The sequence below is a fragment of the Pseudomonas fluorescens genome (genome assembly GCF_003732425.1).
GTDB lineage: Bacteria > Pseudomonadota > Gammaproteobacteria > Pseudomonadales > Pseudomonadaceae > Aquipseudomonas > Aquipseudomonas fluorescens_BE.
On sequence record NZ_MOBX01000003.1, the window covers coordinates 36,134 to 61,453 of the forward strand.

Annotated in this window: 17 protein-coding genes; 5 read left to right on the forward strand and 12 right to left on the reverse strand. The window is 60.7% G+C overall.

Annotated elements, in window-relative coordinates; genetic code table 11:
• From BK670_RS02995 to BK670_RS03025, 7 genes are all read right to left on the reverse strand, one after another.
• The gene (locus BK670_RS02995; RefSeq protein WP_123448546.1) at positions 1–2,715 is read right to left on the reverse strand and encodes a nitrate reductase; all 2,715 of its coding nucleotides are present in this window, start codon (positions 2,713–2,715) and stop codon (positions 1–3) included.
• Positions 2,715–3,032, reverse strand: coding sequence for a nitrite reductase small subunit NirD (gene nirD, locus BK670_RS03000; RefSeq protein WP_123448547.1), 318 nt, complete (start codon positions 3,030–3,032; stop codon positions 2,715–2,717). Before nirD ends, BK670_RS02995 begins: the two co-directional genes overlap by 1 nt.
• Entirely contained in the window at positions 3,029–5,482 is a 2,454-nt protein-coding gene (gene nirB / locus BK670_RS03005; RefSeq protein WP_123448548.1) for a nitrite reductase large subunit NirB, read from the reverse strand. Before nirB ends, nirD begins: the two co-directional genes overlap by 4 nt.
• A gap of 421 nt (positions 5,483–5,903) precedes the next feature.
• Positions 5,904–7,574 (reverse strand): bifunctional protein-serine/threonine kinase/phosphatase, encoded by a 1,671-nt coding sequence (locus BK670_RS03010; protein ID WP_123448549.1) that lies wholly within the window; start codon positions 7,572–7,574, stop codon positions 5,904–5,906.
• A 7-nt stretch (positions 7,575–7,581) separates the two neighbouring features.
• Positions 7,582–8,793 carry a nitrate/nitrite transporter gene (locus BK670_RS03015; RefSeq protein ID WP_123448550.1) on the reverse strand — a complete coding sequence of 404 codons (1,212 nt, stop codon included), beginning with the start codon at positions 8,791–8,793 and terminating at the stop codon, positions 7,582–7,584.
• 450 nt (positions 8,794–9,243) lie between these two features.
• Positions 9,244–9,819 carry an ANTAR domain-containing response regulator gene (locus BK670_RS03020; protein WP_007916390.1) on the reverse strand — a complete coding sequence of 192 codons (576 nt, stop codon included), beginning with the start codon at positions 9,817–9,819 and terminating at the stop codon, positions 9,244–9,246.
• A gap of 15 nt (positions 9,820–9,834) precedes the next feature.
• On the reverse strand, positions 9,835–11,046 hold the full coding sequence (locus tag BK670_RS03025) for a CmpA/NrtA family ABC transporter substrate-binding protein (RefSeq protein WP_123448551.1): 1,212 nt from the start codon (positions 11,044–11,046) through the stop codon (positions 9,835–9,837).
• 223 nt (positions 11,047–11,269) lie between these two features.
• Here BK670_RS03025 and BK670_RS03030 point away from each other — a divergent pair, with 223 nt between their 5' ends.
• Positions 11,270–12,289 (forward strand): quinone-dependent dihydroorotate dehydrogenase, encoded by a 1,020-nt coding sequence (locus BK670_RS03030; protein WP_123448552.1) that lies wholly within the window; start codon positions 11,270–11,272, stop codon positions 12,287–12,289.
• Between the two features lie 267 nt (positions 12,290–12,556).
• Here the strand turns inward: BK670_RS03030 and rmf are convergent, their stop codons facing one another.
• Positions 12,557–12,772, reverse strand: coding sequence for a ribosome modulation factor (rmf, locus tag BK670_RS03035; protein WP_003223300.1), 216 nt, complete (start codon positions 12,770–12,772; stop codon positions 12,557–12,559).
• A gap of 532 nt (positions 12,773–13,304) precedes the next feature.
• Here rmf and rlmKL point away from each other — a divergent pair.
• Together rlmKL and BK670_RS03045 are read left to right on the forward strand one after the other, a co-directional pair.
• Complete coding sequence (gene rlmKL / locus BK670_RS03040) at positions 13,305–15,575, forward strand: bifunctional 23S rRNA (guanine(2069)-N(7))-methyltransferase RlmK/23S rRNA (guanine(2445)-N(2))-methyltransferase RlmL (protein ID WP_123448553.1); 2,271 nt, start codon at positions 13,305–13,307, stop codon at positions 15,573–15,575.
• A 145-nt stretch (positions 15,576–15,720) separates the two neighbouring features.
• A complete protein-coding gene (locus BK670_RS03045; RefSeq protein WP_123448554.1) occupies positions 15,721–18,102 on the forward strand; it encodes a sensor domain-containing diguanylate cyclase in 2,382 nt (793 codons plus the stop codon).
• Positions 18,103–18,237: 135 nt separating this feature from the next.
• Here the strand turns inward: BK670_RS03045 and dacB are convergent, their stop codons facing one another.
• The gene (dacB, locus tag BK670_RS03055; protein ID WP_123448555.1) at positions 18,238–19,698 is read right to left on the reverse strand and encodes a D-alanyl-D-alanine carboxypeptidase/D-alanyl-D-alanine endopeptidase; all 1,461 of its coding nucleotides are present in this window, start codon (positions 19,696–19,698) and stop codon (positions 18,238–18,240) included.
• A gap of 233 nt (positions 19,699–19,931) precedes the next feature.
• Here dacB and BK670_RS03060 point away from each other — a divergent pair, with 233 nt between their 5' ends.
• The gene (locus BK670_RS03060; RefSeq protein ID WP_095189455.1) at positions 19,932–20,276 is read left to right on the forward strand and encodes a YggL family protein; all 345 of its coding nucleotides are present in this window, start codon (positions 19,932–19,934) and stop codon (positions 20,274–20,276) included.
• Positions 20,277–20,518: 242 nt separating this feature from the next.
• Here BK670_RS03060 and BK670_RS03065 read toward each other — a convergent pair whose 3' ends face one another.
• A complete protein-coding gene (locus BK670_RS03065; RefSeq protein WP_123449180.1) occupies positions 20,519–21,709 on the reverse strand; it encodes a benzoate/H(+) symporter BenE family transporter in 1,191 nt (396 codons plus the stop codon).
• Between the two features lie 409 nt (positions 21,710–22,118).
• On the opposite strand from BK670_RS03065, the gene BK670_RS03070 reads away from it, so the two are divergent.
• Positions 22,119–22,883, forward strand: coding sequence for a GntR family transcriptional regulator (locus BK670_RS03070; protein ID WP_007918375.1), 765 nt, complete (start codon positions 22,119–22,121; stop codon positions 22,881–22,883).
• Positions 22,884–23,057: 174 nt separating this feature from the next.
• Here BK670_RS03070 and guaD read toward each other — a convergent pair whose 3' ends face one another.
• Positions 23,058–24,362 carry a guanine deaminase gene (gene guaD, locus BK670_RS03075; protein WP_123448556.1) on the reverse strand — a complete coding sequence of 435 codons (1,305 nt, stop codon included), beginning with the start codon at positions 24,360–24,362 and terminating at the stop codon, positions 23,058–23,060.
• A 13-nt stretch (positions 24,363–24,375) separates the two neighbouring features.
• Positions 24,376–25,233: a xanthine dehydrogenase accessory protein XdhC gene (gene xdhC / locus BK670_RS03080; protein WP_123448557.1), complete on the reverse strand. Its 858-nt coding sequence runs from the start codon at positions 25,231–25,233 to the stop codon at positions 24,376–24,378.
• Positions 25,234–25,320: the final 87 nt, after the last annotated feature.

Consider the following 25,320-nt stretch of genomic DNA (forward strand, 5'->3'; position numbering starts at 1 on the left):
TCAGATGACGGCAACTGACTGCACATCGGCAGCCAGCAAGCGTTTTATTTCCGGGACACACGAGCCGCATTGCGTGCCGCACCCCAAATTGCTTTTCAACCCTTGCAGATCCAGGCCTTGGCGAATGCCGGCGCAGACCGCGTTGAGGCTGACGTTCTTGCAGTTGCACAGGGTTTTATCCACAGCCATCTGCGTCCCGGCACTGCCCGGCGGCGCACTCATTGGCGCCAATAGCCAGCGCCGCAGTTGTTCATCCGCGCGGCCTTCCAGCCACAACCCTTGCAGCCAATGCTGGGCGAGGGTTTCACCGGCCAATCGGATCGCAGTGATCCGGCCGTTTTCAATGCGCACGCGTTTGCCAATGGCGCGGCGAGGATCGTCATAGGCCAATACCGGGCCGTCGATCAGAGACAGGCATTGGTCGATTTCGCCGAGCAATTGCGCATTGGGTGCCTCGCTGCTGGCTGCGCGTATCAGCAATGCCGATCGTTCACGTCCGACAAGGCTGAGACTGACGTAGGAAAATGCCTCGCAGAGCGGTCGTAGCGTCTCGAAATGCCGTTGAACATCACCCTCGATCAGGGCGAAGAGCTGCCACGGCAGATTGACCGGCTCCAGGCGCACACCGCTGTGTTTGAGTTCCGGTTGTTTCGACAGCGGATCAAAGGCCGGCAGGGTCAGGCTGTTCACACCGCCCTTGAGAAAACGGTCGCCCCAGTGCATCGGCAAAAATGCTTGCCCTGGACGCACGCTGTCATCGCTGGCGACTGCGACGATCACCGCGCCGCGACGGCTTTTCAGGTTGACCAGATCGCCCGGCTGCAAGCGATGCCGGCGCAGTTCGTCCGGGTGCAGACTCAACGCCGCTTCGCTGACATGCCCAAACAGTTGCGCCGCCGTGCCGGTGCGGCTCATACCGTGCCATTGATCGCGCAGGCGGCCGGTGATCAACGTCAATGGAAAGCGGGCGTCACGTTGTTCCTTGGCAGCGCGATACGGGTCGGCAATGAATTGCGCGCGCCCGTTGGCGGTCGGAAAAATACCGTCCTCGTACAGTCGCGGCGTGCCTTCGCGAGCGCCGACAGGGAAAGGCCATTGCTGCGGTCCGATCTTGTCGATCAGCGCGTGACTGATCCCGGACATATCCAGATCGCGCCCACGCGTCAGGCCTTTGAATTCATCGAACAACTGCGCAGGTTGCGTGAACGTAAACAGGCTCGATTCAGCGGGGCGCAGACGTTTCTCCAGACGTTGTGCGAAATCCACGGTGATCGCCCAGTCGGGCCGCGCTTCACCCGGTGGAAGAATGGCTTTGCGCACGTGGGAAATGCGTCGCTCGGAATTGGTTACCGAGCCTTCCTTCTCGCCCCAACTGGCGGCGGGCAGCAGCAGGTCGGCGAATGCTGCGGTTTCAGTGGTGCGAAAGGCTTCCTGCAACACCACAAACGGGCAGGACTGCAACGCTGCTCGCACAGCATGTTGATCCGGCATTGATTGCGCAGGGTTGGTACAGGCAATCCACAACGCCTTGATCTTGCCGCTGCGCACTTGCTCGAACAGTTCGATGGCACTGAGACCGGTACTGTCCGGCAACCGATCAACGCCCCAATAAGACGCCACTTCAGCGCGGTGTTCAGGGTTGGCTGCGTCTCGATGGCCCGGCAACAGGTTCGACAAACTGCCGGTTTCGCGCCCGCCCATCGCATTTGGCTGACCGGTGAGGGAGAAAGGTCCTGCACCCGGACGACCGATTTGCCCAGTGGCCAGGTGCAGATTGATCAAAGCGCTGTTTTTCGCGCTGCCGGCCGTGGACTGGTTCAGGCCCATGCACCACAGCGACAGAAAACTCGGCGAAGTGCCCACCCATTCGGCGCATTGCTGCAATTGCTCGACGCTGATGCCGCATAACTGCGAAACCATCTGCGGGGTGTAATCGCGCACCAGACTCTTCAGTTCGGCGAGGCCATCGGTGTGCGCCTTGACGAAATCGCGGTCGATCCAGTCTTCCCACAACAACAGATGCAAAATCCCATGGAATAAAGCGACATCGGTGCCGGGCAGAATCGCCAGATGCAGGTCGGCGAGGTCGCAGGTGTCGGTGCGCCGTGGATCAATGACGATGACTTTCATCTGTGGGCGGCGGGATTTCGCTTCTTCCAGTCGACGGAAAAGTACCGGGTGGGCGTAGGCCATGTTACTGCCGACGATCATTACGCAATCGCTGAGTTCCAGATCCTCATAACTGCACGGCGGGGCGTCGGCGCCGAGGCTGCGCTTGTAGCCGACCACGGCTGAAGACATGCACAGGCGTGAATTGCTGTCGATGTTGTTGGTACCGACCAGCGCCCGTGCCAGCTTGTTGAAGGCGTAATAGTCTTCGGTCAGCAACTGTCCCGAGATATAAAACGCCACGCTGTCCGGGCCGTGCTCGGCGAGGGTCTCGGCGAACACGTTGGCGGCGTGTTCCAGCGCGGTGTCCCAATCGGTGCGGCTGCGCGCCAGGCCTTTACCCAGACGCAGTTCCGGGTACAGCGCGCGGGCCGCAAGGTCGCCGGTCAGGTGCAGGGTCGAACCTTTGCTGCACAGTTTGCCGAAGTTGGCCGGATGCGCCGGATCGCCGCTGACGCCGAGGATGTGCTCGCCGTCATGCTCGATCAGCACGCCGCAGCCGACCCCGCAATAACAGCAGGTCGAGGCGGTCGTCTGGCGGTTCATCAGATGGTGTCCCGCAGAGACAACTGCACCCGACCGTTCTCGACCCGGGCCGGGTGATGGTGCGCGCAACCGATGTCCGGGGCCTGGGCTTCGCCGGTTTGCAGGTCGATCTGCCAGTTGTGCAACGGGCAGGCCACACGTTTGCCGTAGATCAAACCTTGCGACAATGGCCCGCCCTTGTGCGGGCAGCGGTCGTCGAGAGCGAAAACCTCATCGTCGCTTGTACGAAAAATCGCGATGTCACCTTTCGGCCCGGCAATGATTCGCGAACCGAGGGCATTGATCTCGTCGAGGGCACAGATATCCAGCCAGTTCATGCTGGCACCTCCAGATTTTTAACCGGGATTACGTCGAATTCTTTTTTCAGTTGCGGCTGCGCCAGGCGTTCTTTCCACGGGTCTTGCTCGAACGACAGGGAGAATTGCAGGCGTTCGTTCAAGGCTTTGCGGCGCTCGGGGTCTTCCAGCACGGCTTTCTTGATGTGCTCCATGCCGACCCGTTGCAGATAGTGCACGGTGCGTTCGAGGTAGAACGCTTCTTCGCGGTAGAGCTGCAGGAACGCACCGTTGTATTCGCGGACTTCCTCGGCGGTTTTCAGCTTGACGAAGAACTCGGCAACTTCGGTTTTGATCCCGCCGTTGCCGCCGATGTACATCTCCCAGCCGGAGTCGACGCCGATGATGCCTACGTCCTTGATCCCCGCTTCCGAGCAGTTGCGTGGGCATCCGGAGACGGCCAGTTTCACTTTGTGCGGCGACCACATGTTGAACAGGTCGTGCTCAAGCTCGATGCCCAACTGGGTCGAATTCTGCGTGCCGAAGCGGCAGAACTCGCTGCCGACGCAGGTTTTAACGGTGCGGATGGATTTGCCGTAGGCATGGCCGGAGGGCATGTCGAGATCTTTCCAGACGCCGGGCAAGTCTTGCTTCTTGATGCCGAGCAAGTCGATGCGCTGACCGCCGGTGACCTTGACCATCGGCACGTTGTACTTGTCGGCCACGTCGGCAATTCGCCGCAGTTCTGAAGGATTGGTCACGCCGCCCCACATGCGTGGCACCACCGAATAGGTGCCGTCCTTCTGGATGTTGGCGTGGGCACGTTCGTTGATCAGGCGTGATTGCGGATCGTCCTTGGCTTCGCCGGGCCAGGTGGAAATCAGGTAATAGTTGAGGGCAGGGCGGCACGTTGCGCAGCCGTTCGGCGTACGCCAGTTGAGGTAGCTCATGGTCCCGGCGATGGTCAGCAGGTGTTGCTCGCGAATGGCCTGGCGGATCTGGCCGTGGTTGAGGTCGCTGCAACCGCAGATGGCTTTTTCGCTCTTCGGTTTGACGTCAGCTGCGCCGCCGACGGTGTTGATCAGGATCTGCTCGACCAGCCCGGCACACGAACCGCAGGAACTGGCGGCCTTGGTGTGTTTTTTCACCTCGTCGACGCTGAACAGTCCGTGTTCTTGAATGGCTTTGACGATGGTGCCTTTGCACACGCCGTTGCAGCCGCAGACTTCGGCGCTGTCGGCCATGACCATGGCTTTGTCCTGGCCCTGATGTCCTACGTCGCCTAAAGCGTTTTCGCCAAACATCAGGTGATCGCGGATCTCGCCGATGGCGTGATTCTCACGGATTTGCCGGAAATACCAACCGCCATCTGCCGTATCACCGTACAGACAGGCGCCGACCAACACGTCATCCTTGATCACCAGTTTTTTGTACACGCCGCCGATCGGGTCGGAGAGGGTGATGGTTTCCGTGCCTTCGCCGCCCATGAAATCGCCGGCAGAAAACAGATCGATGCCGGTGACTTTCAATTTGGTCGAGGTCACCGAACCCTGATAACGGGCGAAACCCAGTTGGGCGAGGTGGTTGGCGCAGACCTTGGCCTGTTCGAACAGCGGCGCGACCAGGCCGTAGGCAATGCCGCGGTGGTTGGCGCACTCGCCGATGGCATAGATGCGCGGGTCGTAGGTTTGCAGGGTGTCGTTGACCAGAATCCCGCGATTGCAGGGGATGCCGGCCTTTTCCGCCAATTCGGTGTTGGGACGGATACCGGCTGCCATTACCACCAGATCAGCCGGGATGATGTCGCCGTTCTTGAATTGCACCGAGCCGACCCGGCCATTGCCCGCATCGTGAAGGGCTTGGGTCTGTTCGCACAGACGGAAGTGCAGGCCACGGGATTCGAGGGCGCTCTGCAGCAGTTGGCCGCTGGTTTTGTCGAGTTGGCGTTCCAGTAACCACTCACCGAGATGCACCACGGTGACGTGCATGCCGCGCAGCATCAGGCCGTTCGCCGCTTCGAGACCGAGCAGGCCACCGCCGATGACCACCGCGTATTTGTGGTTTTTCGCGGTGTCGATCATCGCCTGGGTGTCGGCGATGTCGCGATAGCCGATCACGCCGTGCAGGGTGTTGCCGGGTATCGGCAGAATAAACGGCGTCGAACCGGTGGCGATCAGCAGGCGATCGTATTCGGCTTCGGTGCCATCCTCGGCGATCACCCGGCGTTTGACCCGGTCGATCTGCACCACCTTGCGGTTGAGCAACAGCTTGATGTTGTTTTCCAGGTACCAGTCGAGGTCGTTGAGGACGATTTCTTCGAAGGTCTGTTCACCGGCCAGCACCGGCGAGAGCAGGATGCGGTTGTAGTTGGTGTGCGGTTCGGCGCCGAAGACTGTGATGTCGTACAGTTCGTTGCTCAGCTTGAGCAGTTCTTCCAGGGTGCGGACCCCGGCCATGCCATTGCCGATCATCACCAGTTTGAGTTTTTTCATCAGGTTCTCCGGGAGCTGCGGCTGGCCTCTTATGGGCAGTCAGGCCTTGCTCGACAAATTTTGCGCAAACAAAAAAAGGCGTCCCGCTAGTTGCCTAGCGAGGACGCCTTTGTCCTGGTCCCGTTCTCTCGGGAAGCGCAGCCTTCGTCGTTGAAGGTTGGGCTTTATGTGTTTGTTGGTTGGGGTAATGCAGTGGTTGTGCCAAGTGGGGGAATGGCGTGTTTATTAGGCGGGAGCGGTTATTGACGGGGATTTTTTGCACCGAATCGACGCGGGTTGCTCGTTCGTGGGGCATTCAGGCAGACAGAATTGTTGTGATTGGGCTGGCCGCTTCGCGAGCAGGCTCGCTCCCACAGTGGATCGGAGTCGTTCACAAAACCCCTGTGTGAGCGAGCCTGCTCGCGAATGACGCGACGCGGTCTCAGCCGTGAAACAACAAAACCAGCAGCACCAGATTCCCGAGCAGAGCCAGCAACGCCATCGTCCGCCAGACCTTCAACGGCTCACGCTCCAGCAACGGCTTGGGTCGTACGCTCAGACTGCGCCGTTCACCTTGTTCCAATACCAGCAACCACTCTTCCGCCGTTTCGAAGCGCTGTTGAGGATCCGCCGCAACGCCGCGCTCCAGACTCTGCGCCAGCCACTCCGGCAGATCCGGCCGATAACGACTGGCGCTTACCGGCACGCCAAAGCGCGGCCGCTGAAACGCTTCGATTTCGCCATAGGGGAAATGTCCCGTGAGCAGGAAATACAGAGTCACACCGACCGCGTACAAATCCTGCTGCGCACTTGGCGGATCCCCGCGAAACGCTTCCGGGGCTATATAGCTGGGCGTTCCCGGCAGCGTCGACGGCGCGTCTTCGGACAGTCCCGGGCAATACGCCAGGCCAAAATCCAGCAGGCGCAATTCGCCGTTGTCACCCAGGTGCAGATTTTCCGGTTTGATGTCGCGGTGCAGAATCTGCCGCCGATGAAGCAGCCCGACCGCGCGCAACAGGCGCTCGGCGATGTCCTGCCACTGCGCCAGCGGCAATGGGCCGGACTGCTGGAACCACTGCGCCAGCGTCGTCCCTGAATATTCGCGCATCACGTAGTACAAATGCTGACGCTGTGGGCAGCCATGGACTTCGGGAAAGTGGCGGCCGGCCACGCGTTTCAGGAACCACTCCTCGGACAGCAACGCCTGCCCGGCGTGAGGATCATCGGCGTTACGCGATGGCAGGGTTTTCAGCAACCACGTTTGACCTTGTCCATCGACAATCCGATACAGCAGCGATTGCTGGCTCTGAGCGACAAGGTCCAGCACTTGCCAGCCTTCGAAAGACTGACCGGGTTTGAGCACGGGCGGCAGGGGCCATTGCTGCAAATGAATCAATGCATCGCCAATATTCGCTTCACCCACCGCATCGACGCGCACCAGCAATGCACTGGCATTGTCCTGACTCCCCGCCAGATGTGCGGCGTTGACCAGTGTTTGCGCGGCGCTGTGCAGATCCGGTTGATCACGCAGAATCGCCGCAATCGCGGTATCGCCCAGCGTCGACCAGACGCCGTCACTGAGCAGCACAAAACTTTCGCCTTCACGCAGTTCGCCGTCGAGAAAATCCAGCACCAGATGCTGATCCAGCCCCAGCGCACGCTTGAGCACATGCTGCATGCCCGGCTGATCCCAGACATGATCTTCAGAAATCCGCCGCAAGCTGTCGGCGTGCCAGCGATACACCCGGCAATCGCCGACGTGGGCGAGGGTAAAGCGCCGGCCGCGCAGGACCAGAGCACTGACCGTGGTGAGCAACGGCTGGCCACCGCCATTGGCCTGCAGCCAGCGATTTTGCGCGAGCAGCAGGCGATCCAGCGCCTGCGCCACGCTCCAGGTTTCCGGCGTGGCGTAGTAGTCGAGCGCCAGCGCCTGCAAGGTCGAGCGCGCAGCCAGTCCGCCATCGGCGCATTGGCTGACGCCATCGGCGATAGCGAACAGATAACCCTTGCTCGCCGCCAGCGCCGGAGCGGGCGTGACCAGGCGCAAAGCGTCCTGATTCTCCGCACGCGGGCCGGTGGCGCTGGCTTCGGCAAAACTCAGTTGCAGGGCCATCGAAGGTTCAGACCCGCGCCGCCGTCACTGCCGCCGAACCCCAAGTGGTTCTCCAGCGACGCTTGACGCCGTGCAGGCCAAACCACGCCAACACGCCAAGGCTGGCGAACAACCACAAGGCCAGTTGATAGCTGCCGGTGCTCTGTTTGATCGCGCCCATGCCGGCCGCCAAGGCAAAACCGCCGATGCCGCCGGCCATGCCGATCAGCCCGGTCATGACGCCGATCTCCAGACGAAAACGCTGTGGCACCAATTGGAAAACGGCGCCGTTGCCTGCCCCTAAACCGAGCATGGTGCAGACGAAAAGCGCCAGCGCCGCGTAGGAACTTGGCAGGTTGAACCCAACGGCAGCAATGCAGACGGCGGCGACGGTGTACATCGCCAGCAATGTACGAATGCCGCCGAAGCGATCAGCCAGTGCGCCACCCAACGGCCGCATCAAACTGCCGCCAAACACGCAGGCGGCGGTGTAGTAACCGGCAGTCACCGGGCTCAGACCGTACTGATCGTTGAAGTAGCCAGGCAGGGCGCTGGCCAGGCCAATGAAGCCGCCAAAGGTGACGCTGTAGAAAAACATGAACCACCAACTATCACGGTCGCCCAAGGCTTTGAAGTAGTCGGCCATGGCTTTGGCTTTCGGCCGCTCAGGCGCGTTTTTCGCCAGCCAGGCGAACAGCACCAGGGTCAGGATCAGCGGAATCAGGGCGAAACCGAACACATTGCTCCAGCCAAATGCGGCGGCGAGCACCGGCGCGAGCAGCGCGGCGAACACGGTGCCGGAGTTGCCCGCACCGGCAATGCCCATGGCTTTGCCCTGATGCTGCGGCGGGTACCACTGCGAAGCCAGCGGCAGGGCGACGGCAAACGATGCGCCGGCCATGCCGAGGAGCAGGCCGAGGATCAGCGCCTGTTCGTAACTGTGGATGCCGAGTTTCCAGGCACCGAACAGTGCGCAGATCACAATGACCTGGCCGATCAGCCCGGCGGTTTTCGGCGATAACCGATCCGCGAGCATGCCCATCACAAAACGCAGCACCGCACCGGCGAGGATCGGCGTGGCGACCACGAGGCCGCGTTGCTGCGTGGTCAGCTGCAAATCAGCGGCAATCTGCACGGCCAGCGGGCCGAGCAGGTACCAGACCATGAAGCTCAGGTCGAAATACAGGAAGGCCGCGAACAGGGTCGGGGTGTGGCCGGATTTCCAGAAGCTTGAATTCATCGCGCACCTCAGCTGAAAAGAGTCTCGAAAGGAGTCATGCAACAGCAGGTGGGGCGCCGCCGCGGCCGCACCACCGGCCCCGGTCTGTGGGGCCAAAACGCAAAAACGCCGCTCCCTGAAGCGCCGGTTGGGGCGAACGGGTGAGCGACGTCTTTGTCGTGGGTGGGGCAACCGCCGTTGGTTACCTGTGCGTTTTACATAGCGAGATTTGTGCCAACAGCCTGAAAATCAAAAGCCCCTCACCCTGGCCCTCCCGAAACGTCGGACCGCCCATAGGGAGAGGGGACTGACCGAGGTGTCTTGCGCCAAACATCGACCTGAAAGACCGAGTCGATTATGGATTCACAGCAGAAAACTACAGGTCGGCGTACTGCGTGAGCATCCCCCTCACCCTAACCCTCTCCCTCTGGGAGAGGGTTAGGGTGAGGGGCTTTCAGTGGTCATAACACCTCAGCCAAGCAACTCACTCATGGCAATAATCTGCTCCGCCACCTGAATCAGCTTCTGCTGCCGGCTCATCGCCTGGCGCCGCATCAGGGTGTAGGCCTCCTCCTCATTGCAATCCTTCATCTTCATCAACAAACCTTTGGCCAATTCGATGCGCTTGCGCTCGGCCAATTGCTGATCGCGCGCCTGCAACTGCGCCCGCAAGGCCTGATCACTTTCGAAGCGGGCCATCGCCACATCCAGAATCGGCTGCAAACGCTGTGCGTGAATGCCTTCGACGATGTAGGCACTGACGCCAGACTTGATCGCCTGGCGCATCACCCCCGGATCATGCTCATCGGTAAACATCACGATCGGCCGGGGCTGGTCGCGGCTGACCAGCACCACTTGTTCCATGACATCGCGGCTCGGTGACTCGGTATCGATCAGGATCACGTCCGGGCGCACCGTTTCGACGCGCGCGGGCAGGTCGATGGTCAGGCCAGACTCGTCGATCACTTCGAAACCGGCCTCGGTCAACGCAGCTTTCAGGCGGCCGACTTTTTTCGCTGTGTCGTTGATCAACAGAATGCGCAACATGTTCGCGGTCTCCTGTCAGCGGCGGGCGAAAAGGGGAGCATCGTCGCTCAACGCGTGCAGCTTGAAACTGCGCGCGTAAGCGGCCGGGTCGCTGCCGTCCCAGACTTTGCCGTCGAGCAACTGGCTGCTGCGCATGTCCGTGCCCCATGCGGCGACGCCGACAGCGGTGGCGGCGTCGCGGTAGACGTCCAGGCGTTGAACCTGGCGGGCAACGGCGAGGTAATCCGGATCCTCACGCAGCAAGCCCCAGCGACGGAACTGGGTCATGAACCACATGCCGTCCGACAGATACGGCAGATTGGCCTCGCCGTTACCGTGAAAGCGCAGCGCGTGCGGGTCTTGCCAGCGATTGCCGAGGCCATCGGCATAGTCACCGAGAAAACGCGGTTCGATGCAGGAAACCGGTGCGTCGAGGTATTCCGGAGCGCTGAGCAGTTGCGCGGTGCTACGGCGGTTTTCCGGGCTTTCTTCGATGAAACGACTGGCTTCAAGGATCGCCATCACCAGCGCCCGCGCCGTGTTGGGGTATTGCTCGACAAACTCACGGGTGCAGCCGAGGACTTTTTCCGGGTGATCGGGCCAGATAGTCTGGCTGGTGGCCAGGGTAAAACCCAGATCCTGCTGCACCGCACTGGCCGCCCACGGTTCGCCGACGCAAAAACCATCGATGCGTCCGGCCTGCAGGTGCGCGACCATTTGCGGCGGCGGCACCACCACGCTGTCGACATCCTGCAATGGATGAATGCCCTGACTCGCCAGCCAGTAATACAGCCACATCGCATGGGTGCCGGTGGGAAAGGTCTGGGCGAAGGTGAGTTTTGCGCGGCTTTGGTGCACGTGGCGGTCCAGTGCTTCAGGACTGTTCACGCCGAGGTTTTGCAGGCCGTGGGAGAGGTTGAGGCTTTGACCGTTCTGGTTGAGGCCCATCAACACGGCCATATCAGTCGGGGCGACCCCGCCAATACCCAGGTGCACGGCGTAGATCAGGCCGTACAGACTGTGCGCGGCATCCAGTTCACCGCTGACCAGTTTGTCGCGCAAGTTGGCCCAGGATGTCTGGCGCTTGAGGTTCAGCGTCAATCCGTAAGGCTGGGCGAAGCCCTGTGTGGCTGCGACCACCACCGACGCGCAATCGCTCAGGGCCATGAAGCCAAGGTTGATCGCGCTTTTTTCCGGGGCATCGCTGCCGTTGACCCAGGCCAGTGGCCCTACCGAAGGTTCATTCATCCTACGTACCTCGAAAAAAAAGCGCCGCCCCGGACTTTGCGCAGGCAAACCCCGAAGACGACGCCATTGTCCTTGCCCGCCTGCCGTCATTGGCCGACGCACTGATAGCCAGGAGGGTGCAAGGCATATGCCAGAGACAGCGATTTGCGCGTGCGCCTCGCGCCGCAGGTCGATGCCCGGCTATAATCGCCGCCTCTTTTCGCCGCCCGAGTCATTGCCGCCCATGTACACCCTGGCCCGTCAGCTGTTGTTCAAACTTTCCCCGGAAACCTCCCACGATCTGTCGCTGGATCTGATCGGCGCGGGTGGGCGTTTGGGCCTCAACGGCTTGCTGTGCAAGGCACCGGCGAAGAAGCCAGTCACCGTCATGGGCCTTGAATTCCCGAACCCGGTGGGTCTGGCGGCCGGTCTGGACAAGAACGGCGCGGCCATCGACGGTTTTGCGCAACTGGGTTTCGGCTTTGTTGAAATCGGCACCGTGACCCCGCGTCCGCAGCCGGGCAACCCGAAGCCACGAATCTTCCGCTTGCCGGAAGCCGAGGCGATCATCAACCGCATGGGTTTCAACAACCTCGGCGTCGATAACCTGCTGGCGCGGGTGGCTGCGGCGAAATACAAAGGCGTGCTGGGCATCAACATCGGCAAGAACTTCGATACACCGGTTGAACGCGCGGTTGACGATTACCTGATCTGCCTGGACAAGGTGTACGCCCACGCCAGCTACGTGACGGTCAACGTCAGCTCGCCGAACACCCCGGGCCTGCGCAGCCTGCAGTTTGGCGACTCGCTCAAGCAATTGCTCGCCGATCTGGCCACACGCCGCGCTGAACTGGCCTTGCGTCACGGCAAGCATGTGCCGCTGGCGATCAAGATCGCGCCGGACATGACCGATGAAGAAACTGCGCAGGTGGCCCAGGCACTGATCGAAACCGGCATGGATGCGGTGATCGCGACCAACACCACCCTCAGCCGTGTTGGCGTTGAAGGCATGGAGCATGGTGACGAGGCGGGCGGTTTGTCCGGTGCGCCGGTGCGGGATAAGAGCACCCATACGGTGAAGGTGCTGGCCGGTGAGTTGGCGGGGCGGTTGCCGATCATTGCGGCTGGCGGGATTACCGAAGGCAAGCATGCGGCCGAGAAGATCACCGCTGGTGCGAGCCTGGTGCAGATCTATTCGGGCTTCATCTATAAAGGCCCGGCGCTGATTCGTGAGTCGGTAGACGCGATCGCCGCCCTGCGCTGAGGATTGCTGAGTGCTTCTGTGGCGAGGGAGCTTGCTCCCGCTGGGTTGCGAAGCAGCCCCAAGTTTGTCAGGTATAGCGAGGATTCAGGATTTGCGACTGCTGTGCAGCCGAGCGGGAGCAAGCTCCCTCGCCACAGGGATTTGCATTTTCAGGCAATAAAAAGGGCTCCTCGAAGGAGCCCCTGGGCCGGAGCCCGCCGTCCGGGAAGGACGTGCATGGTAAGTCGTTACAAATTCAGATTGTCGTGTCGGAATAAATGCCCTGTGTCAGCCGACGGCGTGAAGTTCGTTGAGTCTGTGGATTCCCGCAGTGCCGGTCATACCGTCCCAGTTGTCGCCGCGTCCTTCTCGCCAGCCGTTAATCCAGGCTTGACGTACCGACGGTAGAGTAAATGGGCAAAGCTCACGGGATTTGCCACCAACGCCATATTGATATCCGCGTAAAAATGCTCTTTCCAACGGATCACGCTTAAGTCTTCTCATAGGGTGTTTCCCTCACTTGTTGACTGTTTTGTGTCGCGTTGACCTCAACCGAGGTCTGGCAGAAAAAACCTGCCATGGTGCGGCTCGCTGCCGGCGTGGCGAGCCAAGGTGTTGACGCCGTTGCGACGTCAACCTGTGCTCAGTTCTAACCAATGAGTCACACCGAGGGAATGATCGTTTTGTCATAAGGACGTAACGAAATTAGTGCTACAGCCATAAGTAACGACGGGTTTCATGCACGGTTTTTCAGCAAACCCCGGTATGATCGGCCCCGCGCTGGATGATGGGGTTAATTCTTTAGTGAGAATGACCCACGTTTGCGCTGGGGTATAAAGCGACGAAGGGTCGCTTTAAGACTTTTTGTGTCATCAACTTTTTTATCTGTCCCGGCATCTAAGCTCTTTTAACCCGAGCAGCGGGGATGGAACGGCACACCTTCGTGCCACGCGGGCGTTCTTTTAGAAAAGCGCCTGATTGAAAACCGGATCGGCAATGCGTTGCCGATTCACTAGCCAAAGGCTCTGGAAATACCATGTCCGACCGTTTCGAACTCTTCCTCACTTGCCCTAAAGGCCTTGAAGGCCTGCTCATCGAGGAAGCCGTCGGGCTTGGCCTTGAAGAAGCGCGCGAGCACACTTCCGCCGTGCGTGGCATGGCGACCATGGAAACCGCTTATCGCCTGTGCCTCTGGTCGCGTCTGGCCAACCGCGTGTTGCTGGTGCTCAAGCGTTTCCCGATGAAAGACGCTGAAGACCTGTATCACGGCGTGCTCGATATCGACTGGCAGGATCACATGCTCAGCGATGGCACCCTGGCTGTTGAATTCAGTGGCCATGGCTCGGGTATCGACAATACCCACTTCGGCGCCTTGAAAGTCAAAGATGCCATCGTCGACAAACTGCGCACCCCACAGGGCGACCGTCCGTCGATCGACAAGCTCAACCCGGACCTGCGGATTCACCTGCGTCTGGATCGCGGCGAAGCGATTCTCTCCCTCGACCTGTCCGGCCACAGCCTGCACCAGCGCGGCTATCGCTTGCAGCAGGGCGCTGCACCGCTGAAGGAAAACCTCGCGGCGGCGATCCTGATCCGTTCCGGCTGGCCGCGCATTGCCGCTGAAGGCGGGGCGCTGGCTGACCCGATGTGCGGCGTTGGTACGTTCCTCGTTGAAGCGGGGATGATTGCCGCCGACATGGCGCCGAACCTGCGCCGTGAGCAGTGGGGCTTCACCGCGTGGTTGGGTCACGTGCCGGCGCTGTGGAAAAAACTCCATGAAGAAGCCGTCGAGCGTGCCGCTGCCGGTCTGGCCAAGCCACCGCTGTGGATTCGCGGTTACGAAGCCGACCCACGGCTGATTCAGCCGGGCCGCAACAACGTTGAGCGCGCCGGCCTGAGCGAGTGGATCAAGATCTACCAGGGCGAAGTCGCGACCTTCGAGCCGCGTCCTGATCAGAACCAGAAAGGTCTGGTCATCTGCAACCCGCCGTACGGCGAGCGTCTCGGTGACGAAGCCAGCCTGCTCTACCTCTACCAGAACCTTGGCGAGCGTCTGCGTCAGGCCTGCCTGAACTGGGAAGCGGCGGTGTTCACCGGCGCGCCGGATCTGGGCAAGCGCATGGGCATCCGCAGCCACAAACAGTATTCGTTCTGGAACGGCGCGCTGCCGTGCAAACTGCTGTTGATCAAAGTGCTGCCGGATCAGTTCGTCACCGGCGAGCGGCGTACCCCGGAACAGCGTCAGGCCGAGCGTGAGCAAGCAGCTTACGATCAGACCCCGGACGAGCCGCAAGAGCGCAAGTTCAACAAGAACGGCAACCCGATCAAACCAACGCCAGCCCCGGCGCCGGTGATCGAGCAGCCGCGCTTGAGCGAAGGCGGGCAGATGTTTGCCAACCGGTTGCAGAAGAACCTCAAGGCGATGGGCAAGTGGGTCAAGCGCGAAGGCATCGATTGCTACCGCGTCTACGATGCCGACATGCCTGAATATGCAATGGCCATCGACCTGTACCACGATTGGGTGCACGTCCAGGAATACGCTGCGCCGAAATCCATCGACCCGGAAAAAGCCTCGGCGCGCATGTTCGACGCTTTGGCGGCCATTCCGCAGGCGCTGAACGTCGACAAGAGCCGCGTGGTGGTCAAACGCCGCGAGCGCCAGAGCGGCACCAAGCAGTACGAGCGTCAGGCTGCGCAAGGCAAGTTCAATGAAGTCAGCGAAGGCGGCGTGAAGTTGCTGGTCAACCTCACCGACTACCTCGACACCGGTCTGTTCCTCGACCACCGCCCGATGCGCATGCGCATTCAGAAAGAGGCCGCCGGCAAGCGCTTCCTCAATCTGTTCTGCTACACCGCGACCGCCAGCGTGCACGCGGCCAAGGGCGGCGCGCGCAGCACCACCAGCGTCGACCTGTCGAAAACCTACCTCGACTGGGCACGCCGCAACCTGTCGCTGAACGGCTACTCGGACAAGAACCGTCTGGAGCAGGGCGACGTGATGGCGTGGCTGGAAAGCAGCCGTGACGAGTACGACCTGATCTTCATCGATCCGCCGACCTTCTCCAACTCCAAGCGCATGGAGGGCATCTTCGACGTGCAGCGTGATCAGGTGCAGTTGATCGACCTGGCCATGGCGCGTCTGGCGCCGGGCGGCGTGCTGTATTTCTCCAACAACTTCCGCAAGTTCCAGTTGGAAGAAAACCTTGCCGAGCGTTACGCGGTCGAGGAAATCAGCGCGCAGACCATCGATCCGGATTTTGCCCGTAACACCAAGATCCACCGCGCCTGGAAAATCACGGCTCGTTGACGCTTTGCGCAATTGGATCCACAGAGCCTTGATTTTTAAAGGCTCCGTGGATCTGCCCGCGCTAGCTAAATTAGTGGCTAATAGCTATAACTCACACACGGTCAATGGGGTTTTCCCGTAAATGCTGGCGTAGTGAGTTGTCTTTATGTCGTTGCACCCCGTGCGCCCAAAGATTCTGGGTTTCATCAGTGAAGACGTCTCGGCCTGGCTGGTCGCGCTGCTGGTATTGCTCGCCGGCGGGATTCTCACGGGGTTGCTCGCCTGGGCCACCCTCAATCAATACCAGCAACAAACCCGTCAGCGTTTTCAACTGCTGGCCAATGAACGTTACACCCGCATCGAAGAACGCTTTCAGGACCAGGAACAACGTCTCGACGGCCTGCGCCGCTTCTTTGCCAACTCCGAATCGGTGTCCCGCGCCGAGTTCGACGGTTACACCCACCCCTTATTGATGCGCACCCAGGCGTATGCGTTTGCCCTCAAGGTCAATGGAGCCGAGCGCGCCGCATTCGAGCAGCGGGTGCGTGACGAAGGCCTGAGCAACTTCACAATCCGTGAGCTGAATGCACAAGGCGAGCTGCAACTGGCTGGCGTGCGCGATGAATACGTGCCGGTACTCTACAGCCAGACGCAAAGTCGGCTCGGTTCACCGTTGGGCTATGACTTGCTGGCGCAACCGCTGCGCCGGGACACCCTGCAACGTGCCGACCAACGCGGCGGGCTGGCAGTGTCGCAACCGATGCATCTGGTCAGCATTGAGCCTTCCTACGCCCGCGGCGTGCTGCTGGTGGCGCCCGTGAGTCACAGCGGCGAGCAGCAATCCTTTGGCTACGTCATGGCGGTGATCAGCATGCGCCAATTGCTGGCCGACGGTTTGCCGGATGCCTTCCATGATTATTTGTCGGTGCGGATTCTCGACATGTCGACCCATGATCAGCACGAAGTGTTGTTCGAGTCGACCAACGAGCCGGCGCCGAGCGAACTGTCGGCCACGCGGTTACTGCGCATGGCCGATCACGACTATCAGGTCGATATTCTGCCGAGCGACGCTTTCGCTCAGGCCAACCATTCGTCGGTCGGCAGCGTGATCATTCTGGGTGGCGTGCTCAGTCTGCTGCTCAGCGCTTTGCTCTACGTGTTGGTCAGCCAGCGTCAACGTGCCTTGCGCATGGTCGAGTTGCGCACGCAGGAGCTGCATGCCAGCGAACAGGAACTGCGCGGCACCCACGGTCAGTTGCGCGGCGTGCTGAACGCGGCGACGCAGGTGGCGATCATCGCCACCGACTTGCGCGGCGTGATCAATACCTTCAACCCCGGCGCCGAACAAATGCTCGGCTACAGCAGTGCTGATGTCGTCGGCCACATGACCCTGGAAAACCTGCACCTGCCCCGTGAGCTGACCACCCGCGCTGCCGAGCTGAGTGCGCGCTACGGGAAAACCATCCCGACCTGCCACGCGATGCTGGTCGAGGGCGGAGAAGTCGGCGGTCACGAGGCCCGCGAGTGGACGCTGGTGCGCAGCGATGGCAGTCATTTGCCGGTGAACATGCTCGCCACACCGGTCATGGATGAGCAAGGCTTGTGGGTCGGGCATCTGGCGATCTGCATCGACATCACCGAACGCAAGCGCGTGCACGAGGTGCTGGCGGCGCGGGACGTGTTGCTGAAGAAGCTCAGCGCGCATGTGCCCGGCGGCATCTATCAGTTCAAGATGGAATTCGATGGGCGCTTCAGTGTGATCTACGCCAGCGACGGCATCCGCGAGATCTACGAGCTGGAGCCGGATGTGCTGCTGTTCAACGCCGAGGCGATCTTCACGCGCATTCATCCGCAGGACATTACCCGTGTGCGCTCTTCCATTCGCGCCTCGGCCGACAGCCTCAGCCCGTGGCGCGAGGAATATCGTGTGCAATTGCCCGAGCGCGGCCTGCGCTGGGTGCGCGGCGAGGCGACGCCGGAAGAACTGCCGGGCGGTGGTGTGCTCTGGCACGGCTATATCTCGGACATTTCCGACCTGAAGCGCGTGGAAGAAGAACTGCGCGCGCTGTCGGTGACCGACTCGCTGACCGGCATCCACAACCGTCGCTACTTCCAGGAACGCCTGAGCACGGAAATGGCCCGGGTCGAGCGCGGCGGCGGTGAGTTGTCGGTGATCATGCTCGACATTGATCATTTCAAACGCATCAACGATCAGTACGGCCACGCTGTGGGCGACCGGGTGCTGCAAGCGGTGTGCGAGCGCATCGGCCATCGCTTGCGGCGCACCGATGTGTTCTGTCGGTTGGGCGGCGAAGAGTTCATGGTGCTGTGCCCGGACATCGACGGCGAGCATGCGCACACGCTGGCGATCGAGCTATGGCAGGGTTTGCGCAGTGCGCCGGTGGATGTGGTGGGCGTGGTGACCGCGAGTTTCGGTATCGCCAGTTGGCGACCGGGGGAGGGCGCGGATGCGCTGCTGTTGCGGGCGGATTCGGGCGTGTATATGGCAAAGCAGCGCGGGCGCGATCGCGTCGAACAGATGAGTTAGGCCTTGGTACCCAACCAATGTGGGAGCGAGCCTGCTCGCGAAGGCGGTGTATCAGTCAGCACATTTACTGACTGACCTGACGCCTTCGCGAGCAGGCTCGCTCCCACAGGTTTTTGTGGTGTTGCTTGAACGGCGTTACAGGACCGAAGCGGTCTGCGGCAGTTTCGGCTGCTTGTACAGATCCAGCAGCACCTGATCCAGCACCGACGACGCGCCAAACGGTGCCTTGTCGTTGAGGATCGCCACCACCGCCCAAGTATTACCGTTTACATCACGGCTGAAGCCGGCAATCGCGCGCACGGTGTTCAGGGTGCCGGTCTTGACGTGCGCCTCTCCGCGCATCGCGGTAGTCTTCAGGCGTTTACGCATGGTGCCGTCGGTACCGGCAATTGGCAGCGAGCTGATGTATTCCGCGGCATACGGGCTGTGCCACGCCGCTTGCAGCATGCTCGCCATCTCGCGGGCGCTGACCCGTTCGGCACGCGACAAACCGGAGCCGTTCTCCATCACCAGATGTGGTGCGGTGATGCCTTTCTTCGCCATCCACTGACGCACTACGCGCTGCGCTGCCTTGGCGTCATCCCCGTCGGCGTCGTTGCGGAAGCGCTGGCCGAGGCTGAGGAACAGCTGCTGGGCCATGGTGTTGTTACTGTATTTGTTGATGTCGCGGATGATTTCCGCCAGGTCCGGCGAGTAGGCACGAGCGAGCAGTTTGGCGTTGCTCGGCGTCGAGGCCAGACGATCCTTGCCCTGAATGCTGCCACCCAGCTCTTTCCAGATCGCGCGCACGGCGCCGGCGGTGTAGGTCGCGTGATCGAGCAGCGACAGGTAAGTCTGCGAACTGCAACCTTCGCCCAACTGGCCGGCCACGGTCACGGTTACGCTGCCATCGGCTTGCGGCACCGGGTTATAGCGCACGCCGCCGGTGCATTGTTTGGAAGGCAGCGCTTTGACAGTGTTTTCGATACGCACGCTGGCAATCGGCGGCTCAACCGAAATCAGTACCCGGCCGTTATCGTTACGGGCGACAAAGCGCAGGGCCTTGAGGTTGACCAGCAACGAGTCGGGTTTGACCAGGAACGGCTTGTTCTCGTCATTACCGTCATCGTTGAATTCCGGCAGCACTGGCTGCACGAAGAAGTTACGGTCGAGGATCAGATCACCGGTGATTTGCGTCACACCGTTGGCGCGCAGGTCGCGCATCAACAGCCAGAGCTTTTCCATGTTCAGCTTTGGATCGCCGCCGCCCTTGAGGTAGAGGTTGCCGTTGAGAATGCCGCCGTTCAGATCGCCATCGGTGTAGAACTCGGTCTTCCACTGATGGTTGGGGCCGAGCATTTCCAGCGCCGCGTAAGTGGTCACCAGTTTCATGGTCGAGGCCGGGTTGACCGAGACGTCGGCGTTGAACACGGTCGGCGTGCCCGGGCCGTCCAGCGGCACCATCACCAGCGACAGGGCGCTGGGCTGCAGCTTGCTGGCCTTGAGGGCTTTTTCGACATTGGGGGTCAGGGCGGTGTTGATGGTGGCAGCAGAAACAGGCAGGGCCAAGGGTAAAAGAAGGCCGGCGAGCAATAGAGGACGCAACGATTTGATCATATGAAATAAAACCCTACAGTCGAGGGGAAAATAACGAGGGCATGGATGAAAAAGCCCTCAGCGGTCATGAAAGTGTCGGCATTATGCCCCAAGGTGTTACAGCTTGTGCCTTGTCGGGGCCGGCCAATACGTTATTTTTTTACAGGCGGTCGGCTTCAGGGGCCAGAGAGTCGGGCAATCGGCGGCTTAAACTGGTAAAGTGCCGGCCGTTAATACTTAAGAGGATTGTTCCAATGGCGACTAACCGTTCCCAGCGTCTGCGCAAAAAACTGTGCGTTGATGAATTTCAAGAGCTGGGTTTCGAACTGAACCTGGACTTCAAAGAAGACTTGTCCGAAGAAGCCATTGACGCTTTCCTCGAAGCCTTCATCAAAGAAGCCATGGAAGCCAATGGTCTGGGTTATGTGGGCGGCGACGACTTCGGTCTGGTATGCCTGCAGAAGCGTGGCTCGGTCAACGAAGAGCAGCGCGCTGCTGTTGAAGCCTGGCTGAAAAACCGTTCCGAGCTGACCAAGGCTGAAATCAGCCCGCTGCTGGACGTTTGGTATCCGGAAAAGCCGATCAACGCGGCTAAGTGATACTGAAAAAAACGGCGACCTGAGGGTCGCCGTTTTTTTTCGTCTGGTGTTTGGGTGTTCGGTTTGGGATTTGTGGTGAGTCTGCCCCTCACCCCAGCCCTCTCCCCCTGGAGAGGGAGCCGATTTATGGGCTTGTCAAAATTTGAGTTCGACTCGGTATCTCACGTCGGCGTATGTCTTCCAAACACCTCGGTCAGTCCCCTCTCCCTCGGGGAGAGGGCTAGGGTGAGGGGCTTTTGACCTTAAGCTTTACGCCAATTCAAAATCACCAACGTCAAAACCCCCGCGACAATTCCCCAGAACGCCGAACCGATGGAAAACAGTGTCAGCCCCGACGCCGTGACCATAAAGGTAATCAACGCCGCTTCACGTTCCTTCACCTCGGTCATGGCAATGCTCAAGCCATTGATGATCGAGCCAAATAGCGCCAAAGCGGCAATCGACAGCACCAGCTCCTTCGGTAACGCGGCAAACAATGCCGCCAACGTGGCGCCGAACACCCCGGCAATCCCGTAGAAAATCCCGCACCACACCGCTGCCGTGTAGCGCTTGTTGCGATCTTCATGGGCGTGCGGCCCGGTGCAGATCGCCGCGCTGATGGCGGCGAGGTTGATGCCGTGGGAGCCGAACGGCGCCAGCAACAGCGAGGCGATGCCGGTGGTGGTGATCAGCGGCGAGGCCGGCACGTTGTAGCCGTCAGCGCGCAGGACCGCGATGCCGGGCATGTTCTGTGAGGTCATCGCCACCACGAACAGCGGAATGCCGATGCTGATGGTTGCCGCCAGCGAGAAGTGCGGCGTGGTCCATACCGGCGTCGCCACTTCCAGATGAAAACCGCTGAAATCCAGCAAGCCCATAAAGCCCGACAGCGCAGTGCCGATCAGCAGCGCGGCGAGCACGGCATAACGCGGTGAAAGGCGTTTGATCAGCAGATAAGTGAAGAACATCCCTAGCACCAGCCCGGTGCGGTGCTGTGCGGCGACAAAGATTTCACTGCCGATCTTGAACAGAATCCCGGCCAACAATGCCGCCGCCAGTGAAGCGGGGATCTTTCTCACCAGCCGTTCGAAGCTACCGGTCAGGCCGCAGATCGTCACCAGCACTGCGCAGGTGATGTAGGCGCCAATGGCCTCGCCATAGCTCACGCCGCCGAGGCTGGTGATCAGCAACGCTGCGCCGGGTGTCGACCAGGCGATGGTGATGGGCGTGCGATAACGCAGCGACAGGCCGATCGAACACACCGCCATGCCGATCGAAATCGCCCAGATCCACGAAGAAATCTGCCCGCTGGTCAGGCCCGCCGCTTGCCCGGCCTGGAACATCAGCACCAGTGAACTGGTGTAGCCGGTCATCATCGCGATGAATCCGGCGACGATGGCCGAAGGCGAAGTGTCGGAGAAGGGCCGCAATTGAGTGTGCGTGGCGTCGTTCATGACGGCGGTGTTCCTTTTTATAGAAGCGATGAATCCAACGAAATATTTGTGTCTGTCACAAACCTGTGGCGAGGGAGCTTGCTCCCGCTGGGCTGCGAAGCGGCCCCAATGCAGGCACCTCGGTGCGCCAGACAGACCGTGTCGGCTGCTTTACGACTGCTGCGCAGCCGAGCGGGAGCAAGCTCCCTCGCCACAAGGTGTTCGCATGAAAGCGGTTTTGGGGTTTAAGCCTAAACTCAAACGTAACGGATCGTTGCAATACAGCCGAGGTCACAAACAGCCATACAGTCGTGTTGCCACCATCCATTGTGTACAATCGCGCTGTTTTTTACGCGATACTTGCCAGCGACCTACTGTGCCGTATTACAGTCACGGTCTATTCGCCGCAGTTCTCCCGACTCGAGTGCCCATGAACGAACAGTTGCAACCCCTCAAGAAACAACCGCGAGCAGGCAAAGCCGGCCGCAGCGGAACCCAGGACGATATTGTCTACGCGCATATCTTTGAGGCCATCCTCGAACAGCGTCTGGCGCCCGGCACAAAATTGAGCGAAGAAGCGCTGGGGGAAATCTTCGGGGTTAGCCGCACCATCATTCGCCGCGCGCTGTCGCGTCTGGCCCATGAAGGCGTAGTGCTGTTGCGGCCGAACCGTGGCGCCGTGGTCGCCAGCCCAAGTGTTGAAGAAGCCCGTCAGGTGTTTCTCGCTCGCCGCCTGGTCGAACGTGCGATCACTGAACTGGCGGTGCAACACGCCACCGCCGAGCAGATTGCCGAGCTGCGCCAGATGGTCAACGACGAGCGCGACAGTTTCTCCCGTGGCGATCGCGGTGCCGGTATTCGTCTGTCGGGCGAATTCCACCTGAAACTCGCAGAAGCGGCGATGAACGCCCCGTTGATCAGCTTCCAGCGCAGCCTGGTTTCGCAGACGTCGCTGATCATTGCCCAGTATGAAAGCGGCAACCGCTCGCACTGCTCGTATGACGAACACACCCAGTTGATCGACGCGATCGAGAAACGCGACGGTGAGCTGGCGGTGAATCTGATGATGCATCACATGGATCACATCGACAGCAAGCTCAACCTCGACGAGGAAGGCGCGTCGGATGATCTGCATGCGGTGTTCTCGCATTTGTTGCAGACCAAGAAGCCGGGGCGCCCTGCGGCCAAGCTCTGAGCTGGCACCGAGTCGCGCCTTTCGCGAGCAGGCTCGCTCCCACATTCAACCGCATTCTGTCAGAGGAAATGAGGTCAACTGTGGGAGCGAGCCTGCTCGCGAAGGCGATCTGACAGGCAATAAAAATCCCCCGGACTGAAAAGTACCGGGGGATTTTTTATGCCTTGGGAAAACTCAGCGCTGATGCACCAAAGCCCCCGCCGCATACGTCTGCTGCACGGTCCGGTCATCGCCCAGCGTCATCAATACAAACAACGTCTCGGCAATGTTGTTGGCCTGCTTCAAGCGGTAGCTCAGCAGCGGCGTGGCGTTGTAATCCAGCACCAGGAAGTCGGCGTCGGAACCCGGTTGCAGGTTGCCGATCTTGTCTTCCAGACGCAGCGCCCGCGCACCACCCAATGTCGCCAGATACAGCGACTTGAACGGGCTCAGACGTGCACCTTGCAACTGCATCACTTTGTACGCTTCGTTCAGCGTCTGCAGCAGCGAGAAACTGGTGCCGCCACCGACGTCAGTGCCCAGACCGACATTCAGCTTGTGCTTCTCGGCCATCGGCAAGTTGAACAGGCCGCTGCCGAGGAAGAAGTTCGAGGTCGGGCAGAACGAGATCGCCGAACCGGTTTCCGCCAGGCGCGCGCATTCGTCGTCGCACAGGTGCACGCCGTGAGCGAACACCGAGCGCTCGCCGAGCAACTGATAGTGGTCGTAAACGTCGAGGTAGCCCTTGCGCTCCGGGAACAGCTCCTTGACCCACTCGATTTCCTTGAGGTTTTCGCTGATGTGGGTCTGCATGTACAGATCCGGGTACTCGGTCAACAGTTGCCCGGCGAGGGTCAGTTGTTCCGGGGTGCTGGTCGGGGCGAAGCGTGGGGTGACCGCGTAATGCAGACGACCTTTGCCGTGCCAGCGCTCGATCAACGCCTTGCTTTCGACGTAGCTCGATTCGGCGGTGTCGGTCAGGTAGTCCGGCGCGTTGCGGTCCATCATCACCTTGCCGGCGATCATGCGCAGGTCGAGCTTCTCGGCCGCTTCGAACAACGAGTTCACCGACTGCGGGTGCACGCTGCCGAACACCAGCGCGGTGGTGGTGCCGTTGCGCAGCAGTTCCTTGACGAAAATGTCAGCGACTTCGTCGGCGTGGGCCTTGTCGCCGAACTGGCTTTCGCACGGGAAGGTGTAGGTGTTCAGCCAGTCGAGCAGTTGCTCGCCGTAGGCGCCGACCATGCCGGTTTGCGGAAAGTGAATGTGGGTGTCGATGAAGCCCGGGGTGATCAACGCGTCCTGGTAGTGCTCGATTTCGATGTCCGCCGGCAGGGTCGGCAGCAAATCACTGGCGTGGCCAAGGGCGCTGATCTTGCCGCCATCGACCACCAGCAGGCCGTCCTCGAAATATTCGTAGGAGGCTTCAATCCCGACTTCGGCGGGGTCGGCGATGCTGTGCAGGATGGCGGCGCGGTAGGCTTTGCGAGTCAGAGGCATGAGGGTTCTCTAATCAGTTTGAGGCTTTGAGTTTGGTTGCCTGACTGCGCCGCGAAACCGGCAGCAGTTTGGCAATCGGTTCGGCGCTGGCAGTCTGCTGGCCGAAGTTGGCGTTGTAGGTGGCGATGATTTCGCCGGCGATGGAGATGGCGATTTCCACAGGCAGTTTGCCTTTGACTTCGCCAATGCCCATCGGGCAGCGCATGCGTTGCACGACGCCGCTGTCGAAACCGCGATCACGCAGGCGATGTTCGAACTTCGCGCGTTTGGTCTTCGAACCGATCAGGCCGAACCAGGCGAAGTCGTTGCGTTTGAGGATCGCGGCAGTGAGTTCCAGGTCGAGCTGATGGTTGTGGGTCATGACGATGCAGTAGCTGCCGGCGGGCAGCTCATCGATTTCATCCACAGGCTCTTCGGCGACGATTTTACGCACGCCGTGGGGGATGTGTTCGGGGAATTCGGCCTCGCGCGAATCGATCCAGCGCACCCGGCAGGGCAGGCTGGCGAGCAGCGGCACCAAGGCGCGGCCAACGTGACCGGCACCGAACACGGCGATTTGCGCCTGCACCTGGCCCATCGGTTCGAACAGCAACACGGTGGCGCCGCCGCAGCACTGACCCAGGCTGGCGCCGAGACTGAAGCGCTCCAGATGGGTGTCCTGCTTACCGCTGGCGAGCATCTCGCGGGCGATCTGCATGGCTTTGTATTCCAGATGCCCGCCACCGATGGTGTCGAAGGTCTGTTTCGCGCTGACGACCATTTTCGAGCCGGCGTTGCGTGGCGTCGAGCCGAGTTTTTCGATGATCGTCACCAGCACACAGGGTTCGCCCTGGTTCTGCAGGTCGGCGAGGGCGTCGATCCAGTTGTACATGTTCACCTCGACATCTTCGTTGTCTGTTCGGGCCTCTTCGCGAGCAGGCTCACTCCCACAGGGGAATGCATTCCAAATGTGGGAGCG

Bases quoted from the DNA above. Each gene is read 5' to 3' on its own strand.
- BK670_RS02995 (WP_123448546.1), bottom strand. From the start codon at position 2,715: ATGAACCGCCAGACGACCGCCTCGACCTGCTGTTATTGCGGGGTCGGC.
- nirD (WP_123448547.1), bottom strand. From the start codon at position 3,032: ATGAACTGGCTGGATATCTGTGCCCTCGACGAGATCAATGCCCTCGGT.
- nirB (WP_123448548.1), bottom strand. From the start codon at position 5,482: ATGAAAAAACTCAAACTGGTGATGATCGGCAATGGCATGGCCGGGGTC.
- BK670_RS03010 (WP_123448549.1), bottom strand. From the start codon at position 7,574: ATGGCCCTGCAACTGAGTTTTGCCGAAGCCAGCGCCACCGGCCCGCGT.
- BK670_RS03015 (WP_123448550.1), bottom strand. From the start codon at position 8,793: ATGAATTCAAGCTTCTGGAAATCCGGCCACACCCCGACCCTGTTCGCG.
- BK670_RS03020 (WP_007916390.1), bottom strand. From the start codon at position 9,819: ATGTTGCGCATTCTGTTGATCAACGACACAGCGAAAAAAGTCGGCCGC.
- BK670_RS03025 (WP_123448551.1), bottom strand. From the start codon at position 11,046: ATGAATGAACCTTCGGTAGGGCCACTGGCCTGGGTCAACGGCAGCGAT.
- BK670_RS03030 (WP_123448552.1), top strand. From the start codon at position 11,270: ATGTACACCCTGGCCCGTCAGCTGTTGTTCAAACTTTCCCCGGAAACC.
- rmf (WP_003223300.1), bottom strand. From the start codon at position 12,772: ATGAGAAGACTTAAGCGTGATCCGTTGGAAAGAGCATTTTTACGCGGA.
- rlmKL (WP_123448553.1), top strand. From the start codon at position 13,305: ATGTCCGACCGTTTCGAACTCTTCCTCACTTGCCCTAAAGGCCTTGAA.
- BK670_RS03045 (WP_123448554.1), top strand. From the start codon at position 15,721: ATGTCGTTGCACCCCGTGCGCCCAAAGATTCTGGGTTTCATCAGTGAA.
- dacB (WP_123448555.1), bottom strand. From the start codon at position 19,698: ATGATCAAATCGTTGCGTCCTCTATTGCTCGCCGGCCTTCTTTTACCC.
- BK670_RS03060 (WP_095189455.1), top strand. From the start codon at position 19,932: ATGGCGACTAACCGTTCCCAGCGTCTGCGCAAAAAACTGTGCGTTGAT.
- BK670_RS03065 (WP_123449180.1), bottom strand. From the start codon at position 21,709: ATGAACGACGCCACGCACACTCAATTGCGGCCCTTCTCCGACACTTCG.
- BK670_RS03070 (WP_007918375.1), top strand. From the start codon at position 22,119: ATGAACGAACAGTTGCAACCCCTCAAGAAACAACCGCGAGCAGGCAAA.
- guaD (WP_123448556.1), bottom strand. From the start codon at position 24,362: ATGCCTCTGACTCGCAAAGCCTACCGCGCCGCCATCCTGCACAGCATC.
- xdhC (WP_123448557.1), bottom strand. From the start codon at position 25,233: ATGTACAACTGGATCGACGCCCTCGCCGACCTGCAGAACCAGGGCGAA.